This window comes from Streptomyces sp. NPDC054842 (assembly GCF_053611025.1).
Genome location: NZ_JBSGZN010000032.1, coordinates 60,970 through 78,761 on the forward strand (window position 1 = coordinate 60,970; position 17,792 = coordinate 78,761).

Annotated in this window: 17 protein-coding genes; 7 read left to right on the top strand and 10 right to left on the bottom strand. The window is 73.4% G+C overall.

Going from position 1 to position 17,792, the window contains the following annotated elements; genetic code table 11:
* Positions 1-42: 42 nt before the first annotated feature.
* The 3 genes from ACWGIS_RS24135 to ACWGIS_RS24145 form a co-directional block, all read right to left on the bottom strand.
* The gene (locus tag ACWGIS_RS24135) at positions 43-708 is read right to left on the bottom strand and encodes an SCO2322 family protein (protein WP_453364536.1); all 666 of its coding nucleotides are present in this window, start codon (positions 706-708) and stop codon (positions 43-45) included.
* Complete coding sequence (locus ACWGIS_RS24140; RefSeq protein WP_453364537.1) at positions 705-1,940, bottom strand: prenyltransferase/squalene oxidase repeat-containing protein; 1,236 nt, start codon at positions 1,938-1,940, stop codon at positions 705-707. The genes ACWGIS_RS24135 and ACWGIS_RS24140 overlap by 4 nt, the downstream gene beginning before the upstream one ends.
* Positions 1,941-2,304: 364 nt before the next feature.
* Positions 2,305-3,330: an MBL fold metallo-hydrolase gene (locus tag ACWGIS_RS24145; protein ID WP_453364538.1), complete on the bottom strand. Its 1,026-nt coding sequence runs from the start codon at positions 3,328-3,330 to the stop codon at positions 2,305-2,307.
* Positions 3,331-3,528: 198 nt separating this feature from the next.
* Between ACWGIS_RS24145 and ACWGIS_RS24150 the strand changes: the two genes are divergently transcribed.
* The gene (locus tag ACWGIS_RS24150; protein WP_453364539.1) at positions 3,529-4,986 is read left to right on the top strand and encodes an aldehyde dehydrogenase; all 1,458 of its coding nucleotides are present in this window, start codon (positions 3,529-3,531) and stop codon (positions 4,984-4,986) included.
* On the top strand, positions 4,987-5,220 hold the full coding sequence (locus tag ACWGIS_RS24155) for a ferredoxin (RefSeq protein ID WP_453364540.1): 234 nt from the start codon (positions 4,987-4,989) through the stop codon (positions 5,218-5,220).
* A 33-nt stretch (positions 5,221-5,253) separates the two neighbouring features.
* Here the strand turns inward: ACWGIS_RS24155 and ACWGIS_RS24160 are convergent, their stop codons facing one another.
* Positions 5,254-5,931, bottom strand: a complete 678-nt coding sequence (locus ACWGIS_RS24160) for a TetR family transcriptional regulator (protein WP_453364541.1) — start codon at positions 5,929-5,931, stop codon at positions 5,254-5,256.
* Between the two features lie 280 nt (positions 5,932-6,211).
* Between ACWGIS_RS24160 and ACWGIS_RS24165 the strand changes: the two genes are divergently transcribed.
* The 3 genes from ACWGIS_RS24165 to ACWGIS_RS24175 are packed head-to-tail and all read left to right on the top strand — an operon-like array spanning position 6,212 to position 9,443.
* Positions 6,212-7,636, top strand: coding sequence for a glycosyltransferase family 4 protein (locus tag ACWGIS_RS24165; RefSeq protein WP_453364542.1), 1,425 nt, complete (start codon positions 6,212-6,214; stop codon positions 7,634-7,636).
* Entirely contained in the window at positions 7,630-8,376 is a 747-nt protein-coding gene (locus tag ACWGIS_RS24170) for a class I SAM-dependent methyltransferase (RefSeq protein ID WP_453364543.1), read from the top strand. The genes ACWGIS_RS24165 and ACWGIS_RS24170 overlap by 7 nt, the downstream gene beginning before the upstream one ends.
* Entirely contained in the window at positions 8,373-9,443 is a 1,071-nt protein-coding gene (locus ACWGIS_RS24175; protein WP_453364544.1) for a prenyltransferase/squalene oxidase repeat-containing protein, read from the top strand. The genes ACWGIS_RS24170 and ACWGIS_RS24175 overlap by 4 nt, the downstream gene beginning before the upstream one ends.
* Before the next feature lie 80 nt (positions 9,444-9,523).
* Here the strand turns inward: ACWGIS_RS24175 and ACWGIS_RS24180 are convergent, their stop codons facing one another.
* On the bottom strand, positions 9,524-9,817 hold the full coding sequence (locus tag ACWGIS_RS24180) for a hypothetical protein (RefSeq protein WP_355784178.1): 294 nt from the start codon (positions 9,815-9,817) through the stop codon (positions 9,524-9,526).
* A 160-nt stretch (positions 9,818-9,977) separates the two neighbouring features.
* Here ACWGIS_RS24180 and ACWGIS_RS24185 point away from each other — a divergent pair, with 160 nt between their 5' ends.
* A complete protein-coding gene (locus tag ACWGIS_RS24185) occupies positions 9,978-10,532 on the top strand; it encodes a hypothetical protein (protein ID WP_453364545.1) in 555 nt (184 codons plus the stop codon).
* Between the two features lie 18 nt (positions 10,533-10,550).
* Here the strand turns inward: ACWGIS_RS24185 and ACWGIS_RS24190 are convergent, their stop codons facing one another.
* The 5 genes from ACWGIS_RS24190 to ACWGIS_RS24210 all read right to left on the bottom strand — a co-directional run bounded on the left by ACWGIS_RS24190 (position 10,551) and on the right by ACWGIS_RS24210 (position 16,273).
* Complete coding sequence (locus tag ACWGIS_RS24190) at positions 10,551-11,561, bottom strand: LLM class F420-dependent oxidoreductase (protein WP_453364546.1); 1,011 nt, start codon at positions 11,559-11,561, stop codon at positions 10,551-10,553.
* Positions 11,562-11,708: 147 nt separating this feature from the next.
* Entirely contained in the window at positions 11,709-12,557 is an 849-nt protein-coding gene (locus ACWGIS_RS24195) for a hypothetical protein (protein ID WP_453364547.1), read from the bottom strand.
* A gap of 159 nt (positions 12,558-12,716) precedes the next feature.
* Positions 12,717-13,703: an N-acetylmuramoyl-L-alanine amidase gene (locus ACWGIS_RS24200; RefSeq protein ID WP_453364548.1), complete on the bottom strand. Its 987-nt coding sequence runs from the start codon at positions 13,701-13,703 to the stop codon at positions 12,717-12,719.
* A 10-nt stretch (positions 13,704-13,713) separates the two neighbouring features.
* A complete protein-coding gene (locus ACWGIS_RS24205; RefSeq protein WP_453364549.1) occupies positions 13,714-14,376 on the bottom strand; it encodes a class I SAM-dependent methyltransferase in 663 nt (220 codons plus the stop codon).
* Between the two features lie 151 nt (positions 14,377-14,527).
* The gene (locus tag ACWGIS_RS24210; protein ID WP_453364550.1) at positions 14,528-16,273 is read right to left on the bottom strand and encodes an MFS transporter; all 1,746 of its coding nucleotides are present in this window, start codon (positions 16,271-16,273) and stop codon (positions 14,528-14,530) included.
* A gap of 266 nt (positions 16,274-16,539) precedes the next feature.
* On the opposite strand from ACWGIS_RS24210, the gene ACWGIS_RS24215 reads away from it, so the two are divergent.
* Positions 16,540-17,733: a thiolase C-terminal domain-containing protein gene (locus ACWGIS_RS24215; protein WP_453364551.1), complete on the top strand. Its 1,194-nt coding sequence runs from the start codon at positions 16,540-16,542 to the stop codon at positions 17,731-17,733.
* The last annotated feature ends 59 nt before the right edge of the window (positions 17,734-17,792 follow it).

A 17,792-nucleotide genomic window follows, 5' to 3' on the forward strand; every position in this document is an offset into this window, starting at 1 on the left:
CGGGACGGTGGTTCTCGTCCGTCGTCACAGGTGCCACCTCACTCAGCGCCGGCGCCGGGCCTGCCAGATCGCGGCCGCCCCCAGCGCCGCCACCGCCGCGACGCCCGCGAGCAGGCCGGCCGAGGGGCCGGAGCCGCCGGAGCCGCCGGAGCCGCCGGAGCCGGACTCGGACGCGGACCCCGGCTTCGCCGTGGGGTCGGGTTCGCCGGCCGCGACCTGTTCGCCGCAGCCCGTCCGCGGGTAGCCCGCGATGGCGCACAGCAGCGCGTTGGTGTCGTAGCGCAGCGGCTTGGCGACGGCGGCGAGCGCGTCGGCCGTCGTCGCGTCGGTGCCGACGCGCGCGCAGGCGGTGCGGGCCCGCGGCGGCGTCTGCCCGGACGGCGCGTCCGCGGCCGTGCCGAAGTCCAGGACGAGCGCGATCCGCTTCCTGCCGTCGCGGGCGGGTGTCCGGCCGCAGACGGCGTCGAAGTCCGGCTTGGCGCGCGGCTTCGTGGCGCGGGAGGAGTCCTCGCTCACGGCGAACCGGAAACCCTGCACGTCGCCGTCGGCGGGCCGGGCGGTCGACGGCCCCTGCGTGGCGTAGGTCCAGGAGCCGCCGCTCAGGTCCCAGAACGACCAGTAGCGGTAGCCGACGGCCTGGGCCTGCCCCGCCCCGCCGAGCACCAGGAGCAGCACGGCGAGGACGGCGGCGGCTCCGCGCCGGGTCACGGCCGGCGCTTCCTGTTGCGGCCGCTGATCAGGAAGCCGATGCCGATACCGGCGACGAGGCCGACACCGACGATCCACCAGACGCCGAGGCCGCCGTCCTTCTCGCTGTCCTTCTCCTTCTCGCCCGGGGCGTCCGTCCGGTCGGCGGCCTGCGGCGCGGGACCGGTCGCGGCGAGCCGTGCGACGAGGTCCGCGCCGCCGAAGTCGCGCGGGTCGCCGCCGGTGGCGTGTGCCGCGAAGATCAGCTGGGCGTACGCGGCGGGCCCGGACTTCGCGGCCCACGCGAGGGAGTTCTTCTCCAGCCAGGCCAGCGGCTTCTTCGCGTCCTCGGTCCGGCCCGCGGCGGCGAGCGCCACGACCGCGTCCGCGGTGTTGCCGTGGTCGGGCTGGTCCTTCGCGCCGGGCATCGCCGACGTGAGGTGGGAGGTGCCGCGCAGGGCGCCGGCGAGGTGGGCCGCGCCGTTGCGGGCGGCGTCCCCGGGCGTGAGCTTCTTCGGGTCGGCGCAGTCGGTGCCGTCCGCCGCCTTGCCGGCCGTCGCCCCGAACCCCTTGCCGAGGGCGCCGAGGACACCGGCCGCCGTCGCGTCCTCGTTGGCCGCGAGGGCACCCTTCTTGCCGGGCTGGTAGGCGAAGGCGCCGCCGCCGTCCTCGTCGCAGGGGATCGACAGCTTCACCAGGGCGTCGTACGGGGACCTGCCGCCCTCGGCGACGTCGGCGGGCGCGTCGCCCGCGGCGGCCAGGGCGCCGATGACCACGGAGGTCGAGTTCGCGTCGCTGGCCCCGCCGGCTGCGAAGCCCCAGCCGCCGTCCTTGTTCTGGACGGACTTCAGCCAGGCGACGGCCTTGTCCGTCTCGGCGCCGTGGCCGCCGAGCCCGGCCAGCGCCTGCACGGCGGCGGCGGTGCTGTTCGTGTCCACCGTCGTCTTTGCGTCGCACTTCGCGGACGCGTCGGCGCGGTACGGGGCGAAGGCGCCGTTCGCGCACTGCTGGCCGGTCAGCCAGTCGACGGCCTTTGCGGCGGGCTTCACACCGGCCGTGTGCTGGGCGAGCAGCGTGAGCGACTGCCGCCAGACACCGTCGTAGGTGGGGTCGGCGGAGCCGTACAGGCCGGAGGGGAGCGCCTGGGACGGTGACGCGGACGGGGACGAGTCGTCGGCGAGGGCGGCGGGTGCGGCCGCCGTACCGATCACGGCGGTGACGGCGAGTACCGCGGCGCTGCGGCGAACGATCATGACTCTCCCTGCGGGGAGCCGGGCGGCACCGGGCACGCTTCGGTACCGGGTGGCTCCGGCTCCGTATCCCTCGACGGTGCCGGCCAGCGGCGGGCTGCCGGTGGCGCGAGCCGGTCACGTCCCGCGCGAGGCGATCCGGCTCACCGTCCGCCGGACGGTTCACGGTTGCGGGTCAGCGCCGGATTCGCACCGGCTTCCCCCCGTACGGGTGTGATGACGACGCGCTCACTCTACCGGCCCGCGGATCGGCCCCCGTGGGCCGCCCGGGGGGACGCCGCGAGCGAGGCCCGCAGAGGCGGAGCGGTGCGTTCCGGCCGGTGGGGACGAGAGGGCTGCCGGGTTCCGGCGCGACCTCGCCCGGCGGTCACACGGCCACGTACGTCACGGGGTCGCTCCCCGGCACCGTCTCCGCCCGGCCCAGCTTCACCAGCCGGCGCACATGGGCCTCGGCCTCGGACACCGCGATGTTCCGCGACGTGTACGGGATGCGGTCCCAGGGGCGGTTCCACTCCATGCGCTCGGCCAGCTGCCAGGCGGTGAGCGGGACGCGGAGCAGGGCCAGGAGCCCGGTGAGCCGCTCCTCGTGGTGGTCGAGCAGGGCCCGTACGCGTGTGGAGGCGTCGGTGAAGGCGTGCTGGTGGGCGGGGAGCACCTCGGCGGGGCCGAGCCGGCCGACCCGCTCCAGGGAGTCGAGGTAGTCGCCGAGGGGGTCGGTGACCGTGGCGTCGTCCGGGTCCTCGTACAGGCCGATGTGCGGGGTGATCCCCGGCAGCAGGTGGTCGCCGGAGAAGAGGCGCCCGCGCCCCGGGAGCCGGGCCGGGTGGTCCTCCTCAAGGTGCAGGCAGACGTGGCCCGGGGTGTGGCCGGGCGTCCATATCGCGCGCAGCCGCCGTCCGGGCAGGTCGAGCAGGTCGCCGGGGACGATCTCGCGGTCGGGGAGCGCGGGGGAGAAGCCGGGCAGGGTGCGGGGGCGGGCGGTGCGCAGCGGCGCCACGTGCTCTTCGGGCGCGCCCGCCGCCGCCAGCTTGTCCGCCATGTACGTGAACCACAGCTCGGGCCGGTACTCGCGCATCCGCCGGACCACCGAGGCGTCCGCCGCGTGCATCGCGATCCAGGCGCCCGACGCCTCGCGCACGGCGCCGGACAGGCCGTGGTGGTCGGGGTGGTGGTGGGTGACGACCACGCCGTGGATCTCGGCGACGGAAGTGCCGCAGGCGGCGAGGCCGGTGGCCAGGACGTCCAGGGAGGCCGGGTCGTCCCAGCCCGTGTCGACCAGGACGGGCCCGCGGTCGGTGTCCACGACGTACACCAGCGTGTGGCCGAGGGGGTTGTCCGGGATGGGCACCCTGATCGACCGTACGCCCCCGCCGTGATCGGTCACCTGCGCCATGGGCTTCCACCTATCGCCGTGTTCCCGTCACTATAACTAGAACCAGTTCCAATGGGAGCCCAAGTCGACCGCTGCGGCGCCGCTTTCGCCCGGGAGTGCCGCGGCTTCGTGCGCTCCGTGGACTCCGCGGACCGGAACTGGTATCAGTTCTCGTATCTGATGACTCGTCAGAAAGCGTCCTCCGGGGAGGCAGTCGCCATGACCGAGCTCGTGGAACACGGACAGCTGTTCATCGGCGGGGAGTTGACGGACCCCCTGGGCGAGGACGTCATCGAGGTGGTCTCGCCCCACACCGAGGAGGTCATCGGGCGGGTCCCGCACGCCTGCGCCGGGGACGTCGACCGGGCCGTGGCCGCCGCGCGCCGGGCGTTCGACGAGGGGCCCTGGCCGCGCATGACGCTCGACGAGCGGATCGAGGTGGTCTCCCGGATCAAGGACGGGATCGCCGTGCGGCACGAGGAGATCGCCCGCGTGATCTCCTCCGAGAACGGCTCCCCGTACTCCTGGAGCGTCCTCGCCCAGGCGCTCGGCGCGATGATGGTCTGGGACGCGGCGATCACCGTCGCCCGGGACTTCACGTACGAGGAGGCGCGCGACGGCGTCCTCGGGAAGATACTCGTCCGGCGCGAACCGGTGGGCGTCGTCGCGGCCGTGGCGCCGTGGAACGTGCCCCAGTTCGTGGCCGCCGCGAAACTCGCGCCCGCGCTGCTGACCGGCTGCGCCGTCGTGCTGAAGCCGTCCCCCGAATCACCCCTGGACGCCTACCTGCTGGGCGAGATCGCACGCGAGGCGGGGCTGCCCGAGGGGGTCCTGTCGATCCTCCCCGCGGACCGCGAGGTGAGCGAGTACCTGGTCGGGCACCCCGGCGTCGACAAGGTCTCCTTCACCGGATCGGTCGCCGCGGGCCGCCGCGTCATGGAGGTGGCCGCACGCCATCTCACGCGCGTCACGCTGGAGTTGGGCGGCAAGTCGGCGGCGGTCGTACTGCCGGACGCCGACCTCGACACCACCGTCCCGGGGATCGTCTCGGCCGCCTGGATGAACAACGGCCAGGCCTGCGTCGCCCAGACCCGCATCCTCGTACCGCGCTCGCGCTACGACGAGTTCGCGGACGCCTTCGCGACGGCCGCGGGGGCGCTGGTCGTCGGCGACCCGCTCGACCCGGCCACCCAGGTGGGCCCGCTGGTCGCCAGGCGCCAGCAGCAGCGCAGCCTCGACTACATCCGCATCGGCCAGGAGGAGGGCGCCAAGGTCCTCACCGGCGGCGGCCGTCCACCGGGCCTGGAACGCGGCTGGTACGTGGAGCCCACCCTCTTCGGCGACGTCGACAACTCCATGCGCGTCGCCCGCGAGGAGATCTTCGGGCCGGTCATCTGCCTGCTCCCGTACGGCGACGAGGAGGAGGCGGTGAAGATCGCCAACGACTCGGACTACGGGCTCAGCGGCAGCGTCTGGACCGCCGACGTCGAGCACGGCATCGACCTGGCCCGCCGGGTGCGCACCGGCACCTACTCCGTCAACACCTTCAGCCTCGACATGCTCGGCCCCTTCGGCGGCTACAAGAACTCCGGTCTGGGGCGGGAGTTCGGCCCCGAGGGCCACGGCGAGTACCTGGAGCACAAGATGATCCACCTGCCCGCCGGCCGGGAGGCGTAGATGGGCGACCGCTGGCACGTCGAGGTCGACCGCTCCGTCTGCATCGGCTCCGCCCAGTGCACCCACCTCGCGGCGGACGCCTTCCGTCTCGACGCCGGCCGGCAGGCCCACCCCGCCGCCCCCGACACCGACGCCGACGAACGCGTTCTGGAGGCCGCCGAGAGCTGCCCGGTCGAGGCCATCACCATCACGCTGCTCAACTCGGGCGAACCCGTGTTCCCGCCCGAGGAGTGAGCGCCGCGGTGTACCGCGGGGGCCGCGGGGCCGTCAGCCCGCGTGCGGCCCCCCGGCCTCCGTCAGGTCGATCAGCCGGCAGACCGTCTCGATATCGATCTTCACCTGGGCGATCGAGGCGCGGCCGGAGAGCCAGGTGATGAGGGCGGAGTGCCAGGTGTGCTCGATGACGCGGACCGCGGAGAGCTGCTCGGGGGTGGGGTCGTCCAGCCCCATCGCGTCCAGGATGATCACCGTCGTCTGGCGGGAGACCTGGTCGACCTCCGGGCTGACACTGCGGTCCGCGAAGGTCAGCGCACGGACCATGGCGTCCGCGAGGTGCGGCTCCCGCTGGAGCGCCCGGAACGCCCGCATCAGCGTCTCCGCGACCCGCTCGGCCGCGGTGTCCCCGGCCGGCGGCTTCTTGCGGAGGGTGCCGTGCATGTGCTCCAGCTGATCCTGCATCGTGGCGACCAGCAGATGCACCTTGGACGGGAAGTAGCGGTACAGCGTGCCCAGCGCGACCTGCGAGGACTCCGCGACCTCGCGCATCTGCACCGCGTCGAAGCCGCCCCGGCTGGCCAGCTGCGCGCTCGCGTGCAGGATGCGCCGGCGGCGCGCCTCCTGGCGCTCGGTGAGCGGGGGCGAGGCCGGCTGCGCGGCGGCGCGCGGGCTCGCGGACCGCGCGGCATCCCGCGCGGTGGTGGCTTCCGCCTTGGCTTCCGCAGGCATAAGTCCCGTTCCATGACATTCAGCGAGGGGGAGCGAGGAGTCAGCATGGCAGGGTGCCGGACATTCCCCAAGCTCTCGGCTCCGCCCGAACCGGGCGGCTGCCTGCGCGAGTCGGTCGACCGGGCCACGTCGTCGTGGCGTGAATCACCTGATCCACCGCTCACACCGGTCCTACCTGCCGGTAGATTCAATGCTCCTTGAACGATCAAGTCTGAAACTTGTTCTAGATTAGCGTCCCGGCGTAATCTCGCGGGACAGTGCAGGGAGAAGGGGGCCGTAAGTGACCGCTGAGGCCATGGAGGCGGGTCCCCAGGAGGACCCGGCCGCCGACGGCGGCCGAGCCCTGCGCATCGCGCTCCTCACGTACAAGGGAAACCCGTTCTGCGGCGGCCAGGGCGTGTACGTGCGGCACCTCTCGCGCGAGCTCGCCCGGCTCGGCCACCGCGTCGAGGTCATCGGCTCGCAGCCCTACCCCGTGCTCGACGAGGGCGAGGACCTGCGCGGACTCTCCCTCACCGAGCTGCCCAGCCTCGACCTGTACCGCCAGCCGGACCCCTTTCGCACCCCGAAGCGCGACGAGTACCGGGACTGGATCGACGCCCTCGAGGTCGGCACGATGTGGACCGGCGGCTTCCCCGAGCCGCTGACCTTCTCGCTGCGCGCCCGCCGCCATCTGCGCGCCCGCCGCGGCGACTTCGACGTCGTGCACGACAACCAGACCCTCGGCTACGGGCTGCTCGGCGACGTCGGCGCCCCGCTGGTGACGACCATCCACCACCCCATCACCGTGGACCGCGGACTGGACCTGGACGCCGCCGAGGGCTGGCGCCGCCGCGCCTCCGTCCGCCGCTGGTACGCCTTCACCCGCATGCAGAAGCGCGTCGCACGCCGGCTCCCGTCCGTGCTCACCGTCTCCGGCACCTCGCGCCAGGAGATCGTCGACCACCTCGGCGTCCCCGGCGACCGCATCCACGTCGTCCACATCGGCGCCGACACCGACCTCTTCTCGCCGGACCCCTCGGTGCCGCAGGTGCCCGGACGTATCGTCACGACGTCCAGCGCCGACGTCCCCCTCAAGGGCCTCGTCTTCCTGGTGGAGGCCCTCGCGAAGGTGCGCGCCGAGCACCCCGGCGCCCACCTCGTCGTCGTCGGCAGGCGCGCCGAGGACGGACCGGTCGCCCAGGCCATCGAGCGGTACGGCCTGGAGGGCTGCGTCGAGTTCGTCAAGGGCATCTCGGACGCCGAACTGGTCGACCTGGTGCGCTCGGCGGAGGTCGCCTGCGTGCCCTCCCTGTACGAGGGGTTCTCGCTGCCCGCGGCCGAGGCCATGGCGACGGGCACCCCGCTCGTGGCGACGACCGGCGGCGCGATCCCCGAGGTCGCGGGCCGCGACGGCGAGACCTGCCTCGCGGTGCCGCCCGGCGACGCCGGCGCCCTCGCCGCCGCCCTGAGCCGCGTGCTCGGCGACCCCGCACTGCGGGCCCGGCTCGGCCGCGCGGGCCGGGAGCGGGTGCTGCGGCACTTCACCTGGGCCCGGGCCGCCGAGGGCACTGTGACCCGCTACCGCCGGGCGATCGCCGACGCCGCCGGAGCGGCGCCGGGCACCCCCGCCGCCGCGGACCGCGTCCCGGCCGCCGTGGCGCCGGACGCGGCCCCCGTGCCTCCCGTTGACACCCTCGATCGCGAAAGCAGGGCCACGTGCTGACCGTCGACTTCTCCCGGTTCCCGCTCGCCCCGGGCGACCGCGTCCTGGACCTCGGCTGCGGGGCCGGCCGGCACGCGTTCGAGTGCTACCGGCGCGGCGCCCAGGTCGTCGCGCTGGACCAGAACGGCGAGGAGATCCGCGAGGTCGCCAAGTGGTTCGCCGCGATGAAGGAGGCCGGCGAGGCCCCGGCCGGCGCCACCGCCACCGCCATGGAGGGCGACGCCCTCGCGCTGCCCTTCCCCGACGAGTCCTTCGACGTCGTGATCATCTCCGAGGTCATGGAGCACATCCCCGACGACAAGGGCGTCCTCGCGGAGATGGTCCGCGTCCTCAGGCCCGGCGGCCGCATCGCGATCACCGTCCCGCGCTACGGTCCCGAGAAGGTCTGCTGGACGCTGTCCGACGCCTACCACGAGGTCGAGGGCGGCCACATCCGCATCTACAAGGCGGACGAGCTGCTGGCCAAGATGCGCGGAGCGGGACTGCGGCCGTACGGCACCCACCACGCCCACGCCCTGCACTCGCCGTACTGGTGGCTCAAGTGCGCGTTCGGCGTCGACAACGACAAGGCGCTGCCCGTGCGGGCGTACCACAAGCTGCTGGTCTGGGACATCATGAAGAAGCCGCTGGCCACCCGGGTCGCCGAGCAGGCGCTCAACCCGCTGATCGGCAAGAGCTTCGTGGCGTACGCGACCAAGCCCCACCTGCCCGCCGACGCCGCCGCGGTGGACGCTTCGTGACGACGCCGAGGACCGAGCACCTCGTCCTGCCGGGGGTCCTCACCGCGGAGGAGGCCGCCGCCACCGTGCGCGGCATCCTCGCGGTGCAGCGCCCCGACGGGGCCATCCCGTGGTTCCGCGGCCACCACCTCGACCCGTGGGACCACACCGAGGCGGCGATGGCCCTCGACGCGGCCGGCGAGCACGAGGCGGCCGAGCGCGCCTACGAGTGGCTCGCCCGGCACCAGAACGAGGACGGCTCCTGGTTCGCGGCGTACGCCGACGGGGACCCCGAGGACGTCACCGACCGCGGCCGCGAGACCAACTTCTGCGCGTACATCGCCGTCGGCGTCTGGCACCACTACCTGGCCACCGGCGACGACACCTTCCTGGACCGGATGTGGCCCGCGGTCTACGCCGCCGTGGAATACGTCCTCGCCCTCCAGCAGCCCGGCGGGCAGATCGGCTGGAAGCGCGAGGACGACGGCACCCCGGTCGGCGACGCCCTGCTGACCGGGAGTTCGTCGATCCACCACGCCCTGCGCTGCGCGCTGGCCGTCGCCGAGCAGCGCGAGGAGCCGCAGCCCGACTGGGAGTTGGCGGTCGGCGCGCTGCGGCACGCGATCCGCAGGCACCCGGAGCGGTTCCTCGACAAGGCCCGCTACTCGATGGACTGGTACTACCCGGTGCTCGGCGGCGCGCTGACCGGCGCCGAGGCCAAGTCCCGTATCGAGGAGGGCTGGGACCGGTTCGTGGTCCCCGGGTACGGCGTGCGCTGCGTCGTCCCCAACCCGTGGGTGACCGGCGGCGAGTCGGCCGAACTCGCCCTGGCGCTCTGGGTGGTGGGGGAGTCCGACCGCGCCCTGGAGATCCTCCAGTCCATCCAGCACCTGCGCGATCCGAAGACCGGCCTGTACTGGACGGGTTACGTCTTCGAGGACGGCGCGATCTGGCCCGAGGAGCTGACCAGCTGGACGGCCGGCTCCCTGCTGCTGGCCGTGGCCGCGCTCGGCGGCGACGAGCCGACCTGCGCGGTCTTCGGCGGCGAACGCCTTCCGGTGGGCCTGGACCCGGACTGCTGCCCGTAGGGCCCCCGGCGCGCGAAGGCCGCCGGCTCGCGGACGGCGGTGAACCGTCCGCGAGCCGGCCTCGGCCACCGGTCCGGAAATCAGTGCCGGTGCATGCGGTTGGCGATCGCGTGCCCGATGAACAGGTACACGACGGCTGCCAGACCGTAGCCCGCGACCACGCGGGCCCATGCCTCGTCGAAGGTGAACAGGTCACGTGACCAGCCGGCCAGCCAGGCCGCCACGTCGTGTACGAACTGCACCAGGTCGTTGGCGCGGTTCGCGTCCAGGAGATACATCAGGATCCAGAGACCGAGGATGACGGCCATGATGTCCGCGACGATCGCGATGACCGTCCCCGCCTGGTTGGAACCGTTGCGATATCGAGGGGACATGACTCACTGATGGCCCCGAATCCCTGTTTGAAACCTGGAGGATGACGGGCCCGGCACCCGGACGGATACGCCCAGGTGGCGCAGGCGCCGGGACCGGGTGAGGCTGCGGACAGTGCCGTCCGCTCCCGGGCCCCGGGAGGCAGTTCACCCGGAGGACCCCGTGCCGCAGCCCGCACCCGTACGCCGCCTGCTCCTGGCACTCACCCTCAGCTGCGCCCTGCTCGCCGGTACGACCGCCTGCGGCGGCTCGGACGACGACACGGCCACCGCCTCGGCGACCCCGAGCCCGACGGGGTCCGCGGAGAGGCAGAAGTTCGCCAAGACGCGCTTCGTGGCGAACGCGGGACTCGCGGCGGGCGCCACCTACCAGTGGATCGTGAAGCCCTGGCGGGCCGGCACCTTCAAGAAGGGCGCGGACGGCCGCAGGACCGCTCTCATCAAGGCGGGGCTCGCCGGCGCCTTCACGTACAACCGGCTCAAGGCCGCCCGCAAGAACGCCGAGGGCGACCCCACGCTCGCCAAGGCCGTCGCCCCGCTCACCGCGGGCATCGACGCCCTGAAGGACCTGCCGGCCAAGCTGCGCAAGGGGGACTCGGCGGACGCGGCGGCAGGCTCCTTCGACGACATCATCAACAAGGTGAAGGACGCCGGGAAGAGCGCCGGCGCCGAGGTCACGGACAAGGTGCCGTCGCCGTCCGAGCTGTCGGGCGGCTGAGCCGCGCCCCGGCCCGCCTCAGGAGTTGAGTTCCGCCAGCACCCGCAACGTGTGCGGGTCCGGCGACAGCAGCAGCAGGTCCGTCACCGGGCCCTGGCGCCACAACTCCAGCCGCTCGGCGATGCGTTCGCGCGGCCCGACGAGCGAGATCTCGTCGGCGAAGGCGTCCGGCACGGCCCGTACCGCCTCCTCGCGGCGCCCGGCCAGGAACAGCTCCTGCACGCGCCGGGCCTCCTCCGCGAAGCCCATCCGGGCCATCAGGTCGGCGTGGAAGTTGCGGGCGGCGTGCCCCATGCCGCCGATGTAGAAGCCGAGCATCGCCTTGACCGGCAGCAGTCCCTCGGCGACGTCGTCGCAGACCGCGGCGCGGGCCATGGGGGCGACCATGAAACCGTCGGGCGCCCCCGCGAGGGAGGACTCGTACACCTGGCTGCGCAGCGGCGACCAGTACAGCGGCAGCCAGCCGTCCGCGATCCGCGCCGTCTGCGCGATGTTCTTCGGCCCCTCGGCCCCCAGCAGCACGGGCAGTCCGGCCCGCAACGGATGCGTGATCGGCTTCAGCGACTTCCCGGTGCCGGTGCCGTCCGGCCCGCGGTAGGGCAGTGTGTGGAAGCGGCCGTCGAGCGCGACGGGGGCCTCGCGCCGGAGGACCTGGCGTACGACGTCCACGTACTCACGGGTCGCGGTCAGCGGCGACGCCGGGAACGGGCGGCCGTACCAGCCCTCGACGACCTGCGGCCCCGACAGTCCCAGGCCGAGCAGCACGCGGCCGCCGGAGAGGTGGTCCAGCGTCAGCGCGTGCATGGCGGTCGTGGTGGGGGAGCGGGCGGCCATCTGCGCGACGGCGGTGCCCAGCCGGACGCGGGAGGTGTGGGCGGCGATCCAGGTGAGCGGGGTGAACGCGTCGGAGCCCCAGGACTCGGCGGTCCACACGGAGTCGTAGCCGAGCCGCTCCGCCTCCCGGGCCAGCGGCAGGTGGTCCGCCGAGGGACCGCGGCCCCAGTAGCCGAGCGCGAGACCGAGCCGCATGTCCCCTCCAGGAACCGGACAGTGATGATCCGTCAGTTACGTTCCGGACAGGCAGTAGCTGACGGGCCATCAGAAAGCAGTCGGAGGGCGACTGTACGACAACGGCCCCCCGCCCGGAAGGGCGAGGGGCCGTACGGGCAGCGGGCGTCAGCCGCGCTGGATGCCCGTCGTGTCCTGCAGGACGCCACGGCGGCCGTCCTGCGTCTGCGCCACCAGGCTCGGACCGCGCTGCTCGACGGCCAGGTACCAGGTGCCCGGCGCCAGTTCGGCGATCGGCGACGGCGAACCGTCCTCCGCGTACAGCGGACGGGCCACCGGAACGGCGAACCAGAACGGCGAGAAGTCCCCGCCCTGCTGGGCGGCCGGGGCCTGCGGCGCCTGCGGCTGCCCGCCCTGCGGCTGGCCTCCGTACGGCTTCGGCTGCTGGGGCTGCTGCGGCTGGCCGTAGGGCTGGCCGGGCTGCTGGGCACCCGGGTAGCCGTAACCACCCTGCGGCTGACCGCCGTAGGGCGGCTGCGGCGCGGCGGGACTGGGGGCGCCGACCAGGGCGCCCTTGAGGGCCGGGACCAGGGGAGTCGCGATGGCGGCCGCCGCCAGGATCAGCGCGGCGATCAGGCTGAGGATCAGGCCGACACCGGCGTCGACGCCGTTGTCCGAACCGCCGCCGACGTTGTCCACGCCGCCGACCGGGTCGAAGATGTTCCCCAGCGCGCTCCAGGCCGAGAAGACGGCCAGTGCGACGCCGAACTGCCCGAGGTCGAGACCGGCGATCTTGCGCTGCTGCGGCAAGCCGCGCGCGAGGACGATCAGTACGGCACCGAAGATGCCCGCGAGCGTCACGCTCATCAGGACCGGGCCGCTCTCCCAGGAGTTCGGCACGTCGATGCTGTCAGGGGCGCCGTCGAGCGAGTAGATGCTGAGGAACGACGCGACGAACAGCAGTACCGCTGCTCCGATCACCACGCCGTCGCCTCTAGTGAGGGAGCGGATATTCACTTCAGGTCCTTCGTAGTCGTCTCGTCGTCATCGGTGGAGGCATCGCTGTCACCATGTCGCCGTCAGGCCGCGGTGGGAGCGCGGGGGTGGCCCCTCATCGTAGGGGCGACACTATCGCCCGTCCGATCAGGGTGTCCGGCGGGACCGGTGGACCGATCCCTACCCGCGCAGGAAACTCACGATTCCCTCAGAGATCCCCCGTGCTGCCTTCTGTCGCCAGGTCTCACTGGTGAGCAGTGCCGCGTCCTTGCTATCGCGCATGTTGCCGCACTCGATGAACACCTTGGGAACCGTTGACAGATTGAGACCGCCGAGATCCTCGCGCGTGACGAGTCCGGTGCCGCCGCCGACGTAGTTGGAGGGCGCGCTGCCCGTGACGCGGACGAAGTTGCCCGCGATCCGCTCACCGAGATCGCGCGAAGGGGCGACGATCGGACGGGTGTCGGCGGCGCCCGCGTGCACCGCCCCGGGGAGGATGACGTGGAAGCCGCGGTTGCCGGACGCCGAGCCGTCCGCGTGCACGGAGACCACCGCGTCGGCGTGCGCCTTGTTGCCGATCCGGGCCCGCTCGTCGACGCACGGCCCCCACGGCCGGTCGCCGTCCTGGGTGAACTCGACCGTGGCGCCCTGCTCTTGCAGCAGCGTGCGCATCCGGCGTGCGACGTCGAGGGTGAACGTGGCTTCGGTGTAACCCGCGTTGGTCGACGTGCCGGTGGTGTCGCACTCCTTGTGGTTCGTTCCGATGTCCACCTGGCGGTTGATCTCGGACGTGTGCCGGAAGTTGCCGGCGTTGTGGCCCGGGTCGATGACGACGACCTTGCCCTTGAGGGGGCCGGACGCGGCGGGCCGCGAGGCGGAGCCGGTGGGCGCGGGCGTGGGCGTGGACGACGGGTCGTCGCCGTCGCGCCCCTTGCCGTCACCCTTCCCGGAGGCCGTGGGCGACCGCGGCGCGGCCGAGACGGCGGGCGAGGACGAGGTGGCCGAGGGCCCCGCCTCGTCGGAACCGTCCCCGGAGTCGCCCACCGCCTGCCACAGCAGCCAGCCGGCCAGCGCGCCGGGCACCAGCGCGGCGACGGCGACGGTCAGCGGACCGCGCCGGGGGCGGCGTGGACGGGGCGGTTCGAAGTCAGGACCTGCGTACGACACGTCAGCGACTCTAATCGCGGGCCCGGGTCCCTGCTCCCGTTCGCCGCAGGACGCGCAGGGAGTCGGTCGCCGAGACCTCGGTGAAGCCGCCGGACTCCAGTGCCCTGAGGTAGACGCGGTACGGGGCCTGGCCGGTGAACTCGTCGACGGGGTCCGGGAACACGTCGTGGATGACCAGCAGGCCGCCGTCGGCCACATGGGGCGCCCAGCCCTCGTAGTCGCCGCTCGCGTGCTCGTCGGTGTGGCCGCCGTCGATGAAGACGAGGCCCAGCGGCGTCCCCCAGAGGGCGGCGATCTGCGGGGAGCGGCCGACCATCGCGACCACGTGGTCCTCCAGCCCGGCCCGGTGCAGGGTGCGCCGGAACGTGGGCAGCGTGTCCATCCGTCCGATCTCCGGGTCCACCGTCTCCGGGTCGTGGTACTCCCAGCCCGGCTGCTGCTCCTCGCTGCCCCGGTGGTGGTCGACGGTGACGGCGGTGACGCCCGCCTCCCGGGCCGCGTCCGCGAGCAGCAGCGTGGAGCGGCCGCAGTACGTGCCGACCTCCAGGAGCGGCAGGCCCAGCCGGCCGGCCTCGACGGCGGCGGCGTACAGCGCCAGCCCCTCGCCGACGGGCATGAACCCCTTCGCGGCCTCGAAGGCGGCGAGGATCTCCGGCTTGGGTGCCGCGGGCATGGGTGTCCTCCGTCGTGTACGAACCTCTGGGCGCCCCATCGTGCCGCACGCCCCGCGCGGACCGCCGGCCGCCCCGTCCCGCGGGCCCCGGACGCGCGTCACCCCCGTCGCTCGTGGCGGCGGGGGTGACGGTGAGCGGGGTCCGCGACGGTCAGGCGGGGACGCCCGCGTTCTCACCCGGCAGGGCGAGGTCCACCTCGACCGGCCGGTCGTCGCCGGCGTGGGTGGCCGAGGAGGCGAGCGGTCCGTGCCCCTCCGCCCGGGCGGCCAGCACGTAGGCGCCCTCGGCGGGCACGGCCAGCGCGTAGCCGCCGTCCCCGCCGGACAGCGTGGCGCCGGCCTGGCGTCCGCGGCGGTCGATCAGCGTCACCTTCGCCCGCGCCACGGGGGTGCCCGTGGCGTCCAGGACGCGTCCGCGGAAACCGCCGAGCACCTCGTTCGCCCGCTCCAGGGCGGCGTCCTCCTCGCTGCTGGCGCGCAGCTGCGGCGTGGTCGCCCGGCGCTGTCCGGGCAGGAACAGCGCCATGAGCAGGCCGACGGCCACCGCGCCGGTCGCGATCAGGAAGGACACCCGGAAGCCGTGCATGGTCGGGACGGCGACGCCTCCGACGTGGTGCGCGGTGTTGGCGAGGACCATGCCGATGACGGCGCTGGACACCGAGGTGCCGATGGAGCGCATCAGCGTGTTGAGGCCGTTCGCGGCGCCGGTCTCGGAGGCCGGCACGGAGCCGATGATCAGCGCGGGGAGCGAGGAGTACGCGAGGCCGATGCCGGCGCCGAGGACCACCGAGATGACGATGGTCTGCCAGGCGGCGCTCATCAGGCCGAGGCCGGCGCCGTAGCCGACGGCGATGATCAGCATGCCGATGATCAGCGTGACCTTGGGGCCGTACTTCGCCGAGAGGCGGGCGTAGACGGGGGCGGTGAACATCATCGTCAGGCCGAGGGGCGCCACGCACAGACCGGCGACGACCATCGACTGGCCGAGGCCGTACCCGGTGGACGTGGGCAGCTGGAGGAGCTGCGGCAGGACGAGGGAGACGGCGTAGAAGGCGACGCCGACCATGATCGAGGCCAGGTTGGTGAACAGCACCGAGCGGCGGGCGGTGGTGCGCAGGTCGACCAGCGGAGCCTTGACGCGCAGCTCCATCACGCCCCACAGGACGAGGACGACGGCCGCCGCGCCGAACAGGCCGAGCGTGGTGCCGGAGGTCCAGCCCCAGTCGCTGCCCTTGGTGATCGGCAGCAGGAAGAGGACGAGGCCGGCGGAGAGTCCGAGGGCGCCGAGCACGTCGAAGGTGCCGGGGGCGCGCATCGGGGACTCGGGCACGAAGACGAGGGTCAGGACGATCGAGACGACACCGAGGGCCGCGGCGAGGAAGAAGAGGGCGTGCCAGTCGGCGTGCTGGGCGACCAGGGCGGCGACCGGCAGGGCGAGTCCGCCGCCGACGCCGATCGAGGAGCTCATCAGGGCCATCGCGGAGCCGAGCTTCTCGCGGGGCAGTCCGTCGCGCATCAGGCCGATCCCGAGCGGGATCGCGCCCATGGCGAAGCCCTGGAGCGCGCGGCCCACGATCATCACCAGCAGTTCGCTGGTGAAACCGCAGACCAGCGAGCCGACAACCATCACGGCCAGGCTGGCGAGCAGCATCCGCCGCTTGCCGTACAGGTCGCCGAGCCGGCCCATGATCGGGGTGGCCACCGCTCCCGCGAGCAGGGTCGACGTCAGCACCCAGGTGGCGTTGCTGGGTGCGGTGCCCAGCAGCTCCGGCAGGTCCTTGATGACCGGGACGAGCAGGGTCTGCATCACCGCGACAACGATGCCCGCGAAGGCCAGTACCGGCACGATCGCGCCGCTCGGCCTCCGGGCGGGCTGTTCGGTCGTCGTGTGCGTCATTGCGTGGGGCCTCCAGGCCGGAAGGAGTACGGGAGCCGGTGATCCGTGCACGGGAAGTGCGCAGGGCGAACCCCCGTGGCCGGATATGTGCAGGGTGAACCCCGTGCGCCGGGGCAACTATTCCGATGCTTTGGCGTACTAACGAATTCTTGACCGTTCCATGGGGATCTGACCTGTCGTCAGAATGGAACCTGTTCTAGTCTGGCGCGCACTCGGGCCCGCCTGCCGCGGGCCCCGGGACCTTCCCAGGGACGGAGAGGGACCACATGAGGACGTACGTCGCCGGGGTCTGCATGACGCGGTTCGAGAAGCCCGAGACCCGGGAGTGGCAGTACTGGGACATGGCGAGGGAAGCGGGCGGGGGCGCGCTCGCCGACGCCGGGGTCACGTACCGGGACGTGGGCCAGGTGGTCGCGGGGTACTGCTTCCAGCCCTCGACGGCCGGGCAGCGCGCCGCCTACGAACTGGGCCTCACCGGGGTGCCCGTCTACAACGTGAACAACAACTGCGCGACCGGTTCGACCGCGCTGATGCTGGCCCGGCAGTTCGTCCAGGGCGGCGTCTCGGACTGCGTCCTGGCCCTCGGCTTCGAGCGGATGCGGCGCGGAGCGCTCGGCGGCGGCTCCGGAGGCGGCGACCTCGCCGCCTCCCCCGTGGCCCGGCACTACGGCGTGATGGCCGCCCGGCACGGCTTCGAGGCGACCCCGCCCACCGCGCAGCTCTTCGGGAACGCGGCACGCGAGCACATGGAGAAGTACGGCACCACCGAGGCACAGCTGGCGGCCGTCGGCGCGAAGAACCACCGGCACTCGGCCCACAACCCCCGCGCCCAGTTCCGGGACGTGTGGACCGTCGACGAGGTCCTCGCCGCGAAGACCGTCCACCGGCCGCTCACCAGGCTCCAGTGCTCGCCCACCTCGGACGGCGCGGCCGCCGCGGTGGTCGTCTCCGAACGCTTCGCCGAGCGACACGGCCTCGGCGGGCCGGCCGTCGAGATCGTCGCGCAGGCGATGACCACGGACACGGAGGAGTCCTTCGCCTCGGGCTCGTGCATCGACGTCGTCGGGCAGCCGATGTCCCGGGAGGCGGCCCGCCGGGTCTACGAGGACTCCGGGACCGGCATCGAGGACGTCGACGTCGTCGAACTCCACGACTGCTTCTCCGTCAACGAACTGCTCACCTACGAGGCGCTCGGCATGTGCGCGCCGGGGGAGTCCGGCCCGCTCGTCGCGTCCGGGGCGACGACGTACGGCGGGCGCTGGGTGGTGAACCCCTCCGGCGGGCTGATCTCCAAGGGGCACCCGCTGGGCGCGACGGGCCTCGCCCAGGTGGCCGAGCTGACCTGGCAGCTGCGCGGGCAGGCGGCCGAGCGGCAGGTGCCCGGCGCCCGGACCGGACTCGCCCACAACATCGGACTCGGCGGGGCGGCGGTGGTCACCCTGCTGAGGGCGGCGCGGTGACGAGGGGCGGGCCCGCTGGTCCTGACCGCTCCCGACGGCGGCCGGGGGGTGGGGCGTAG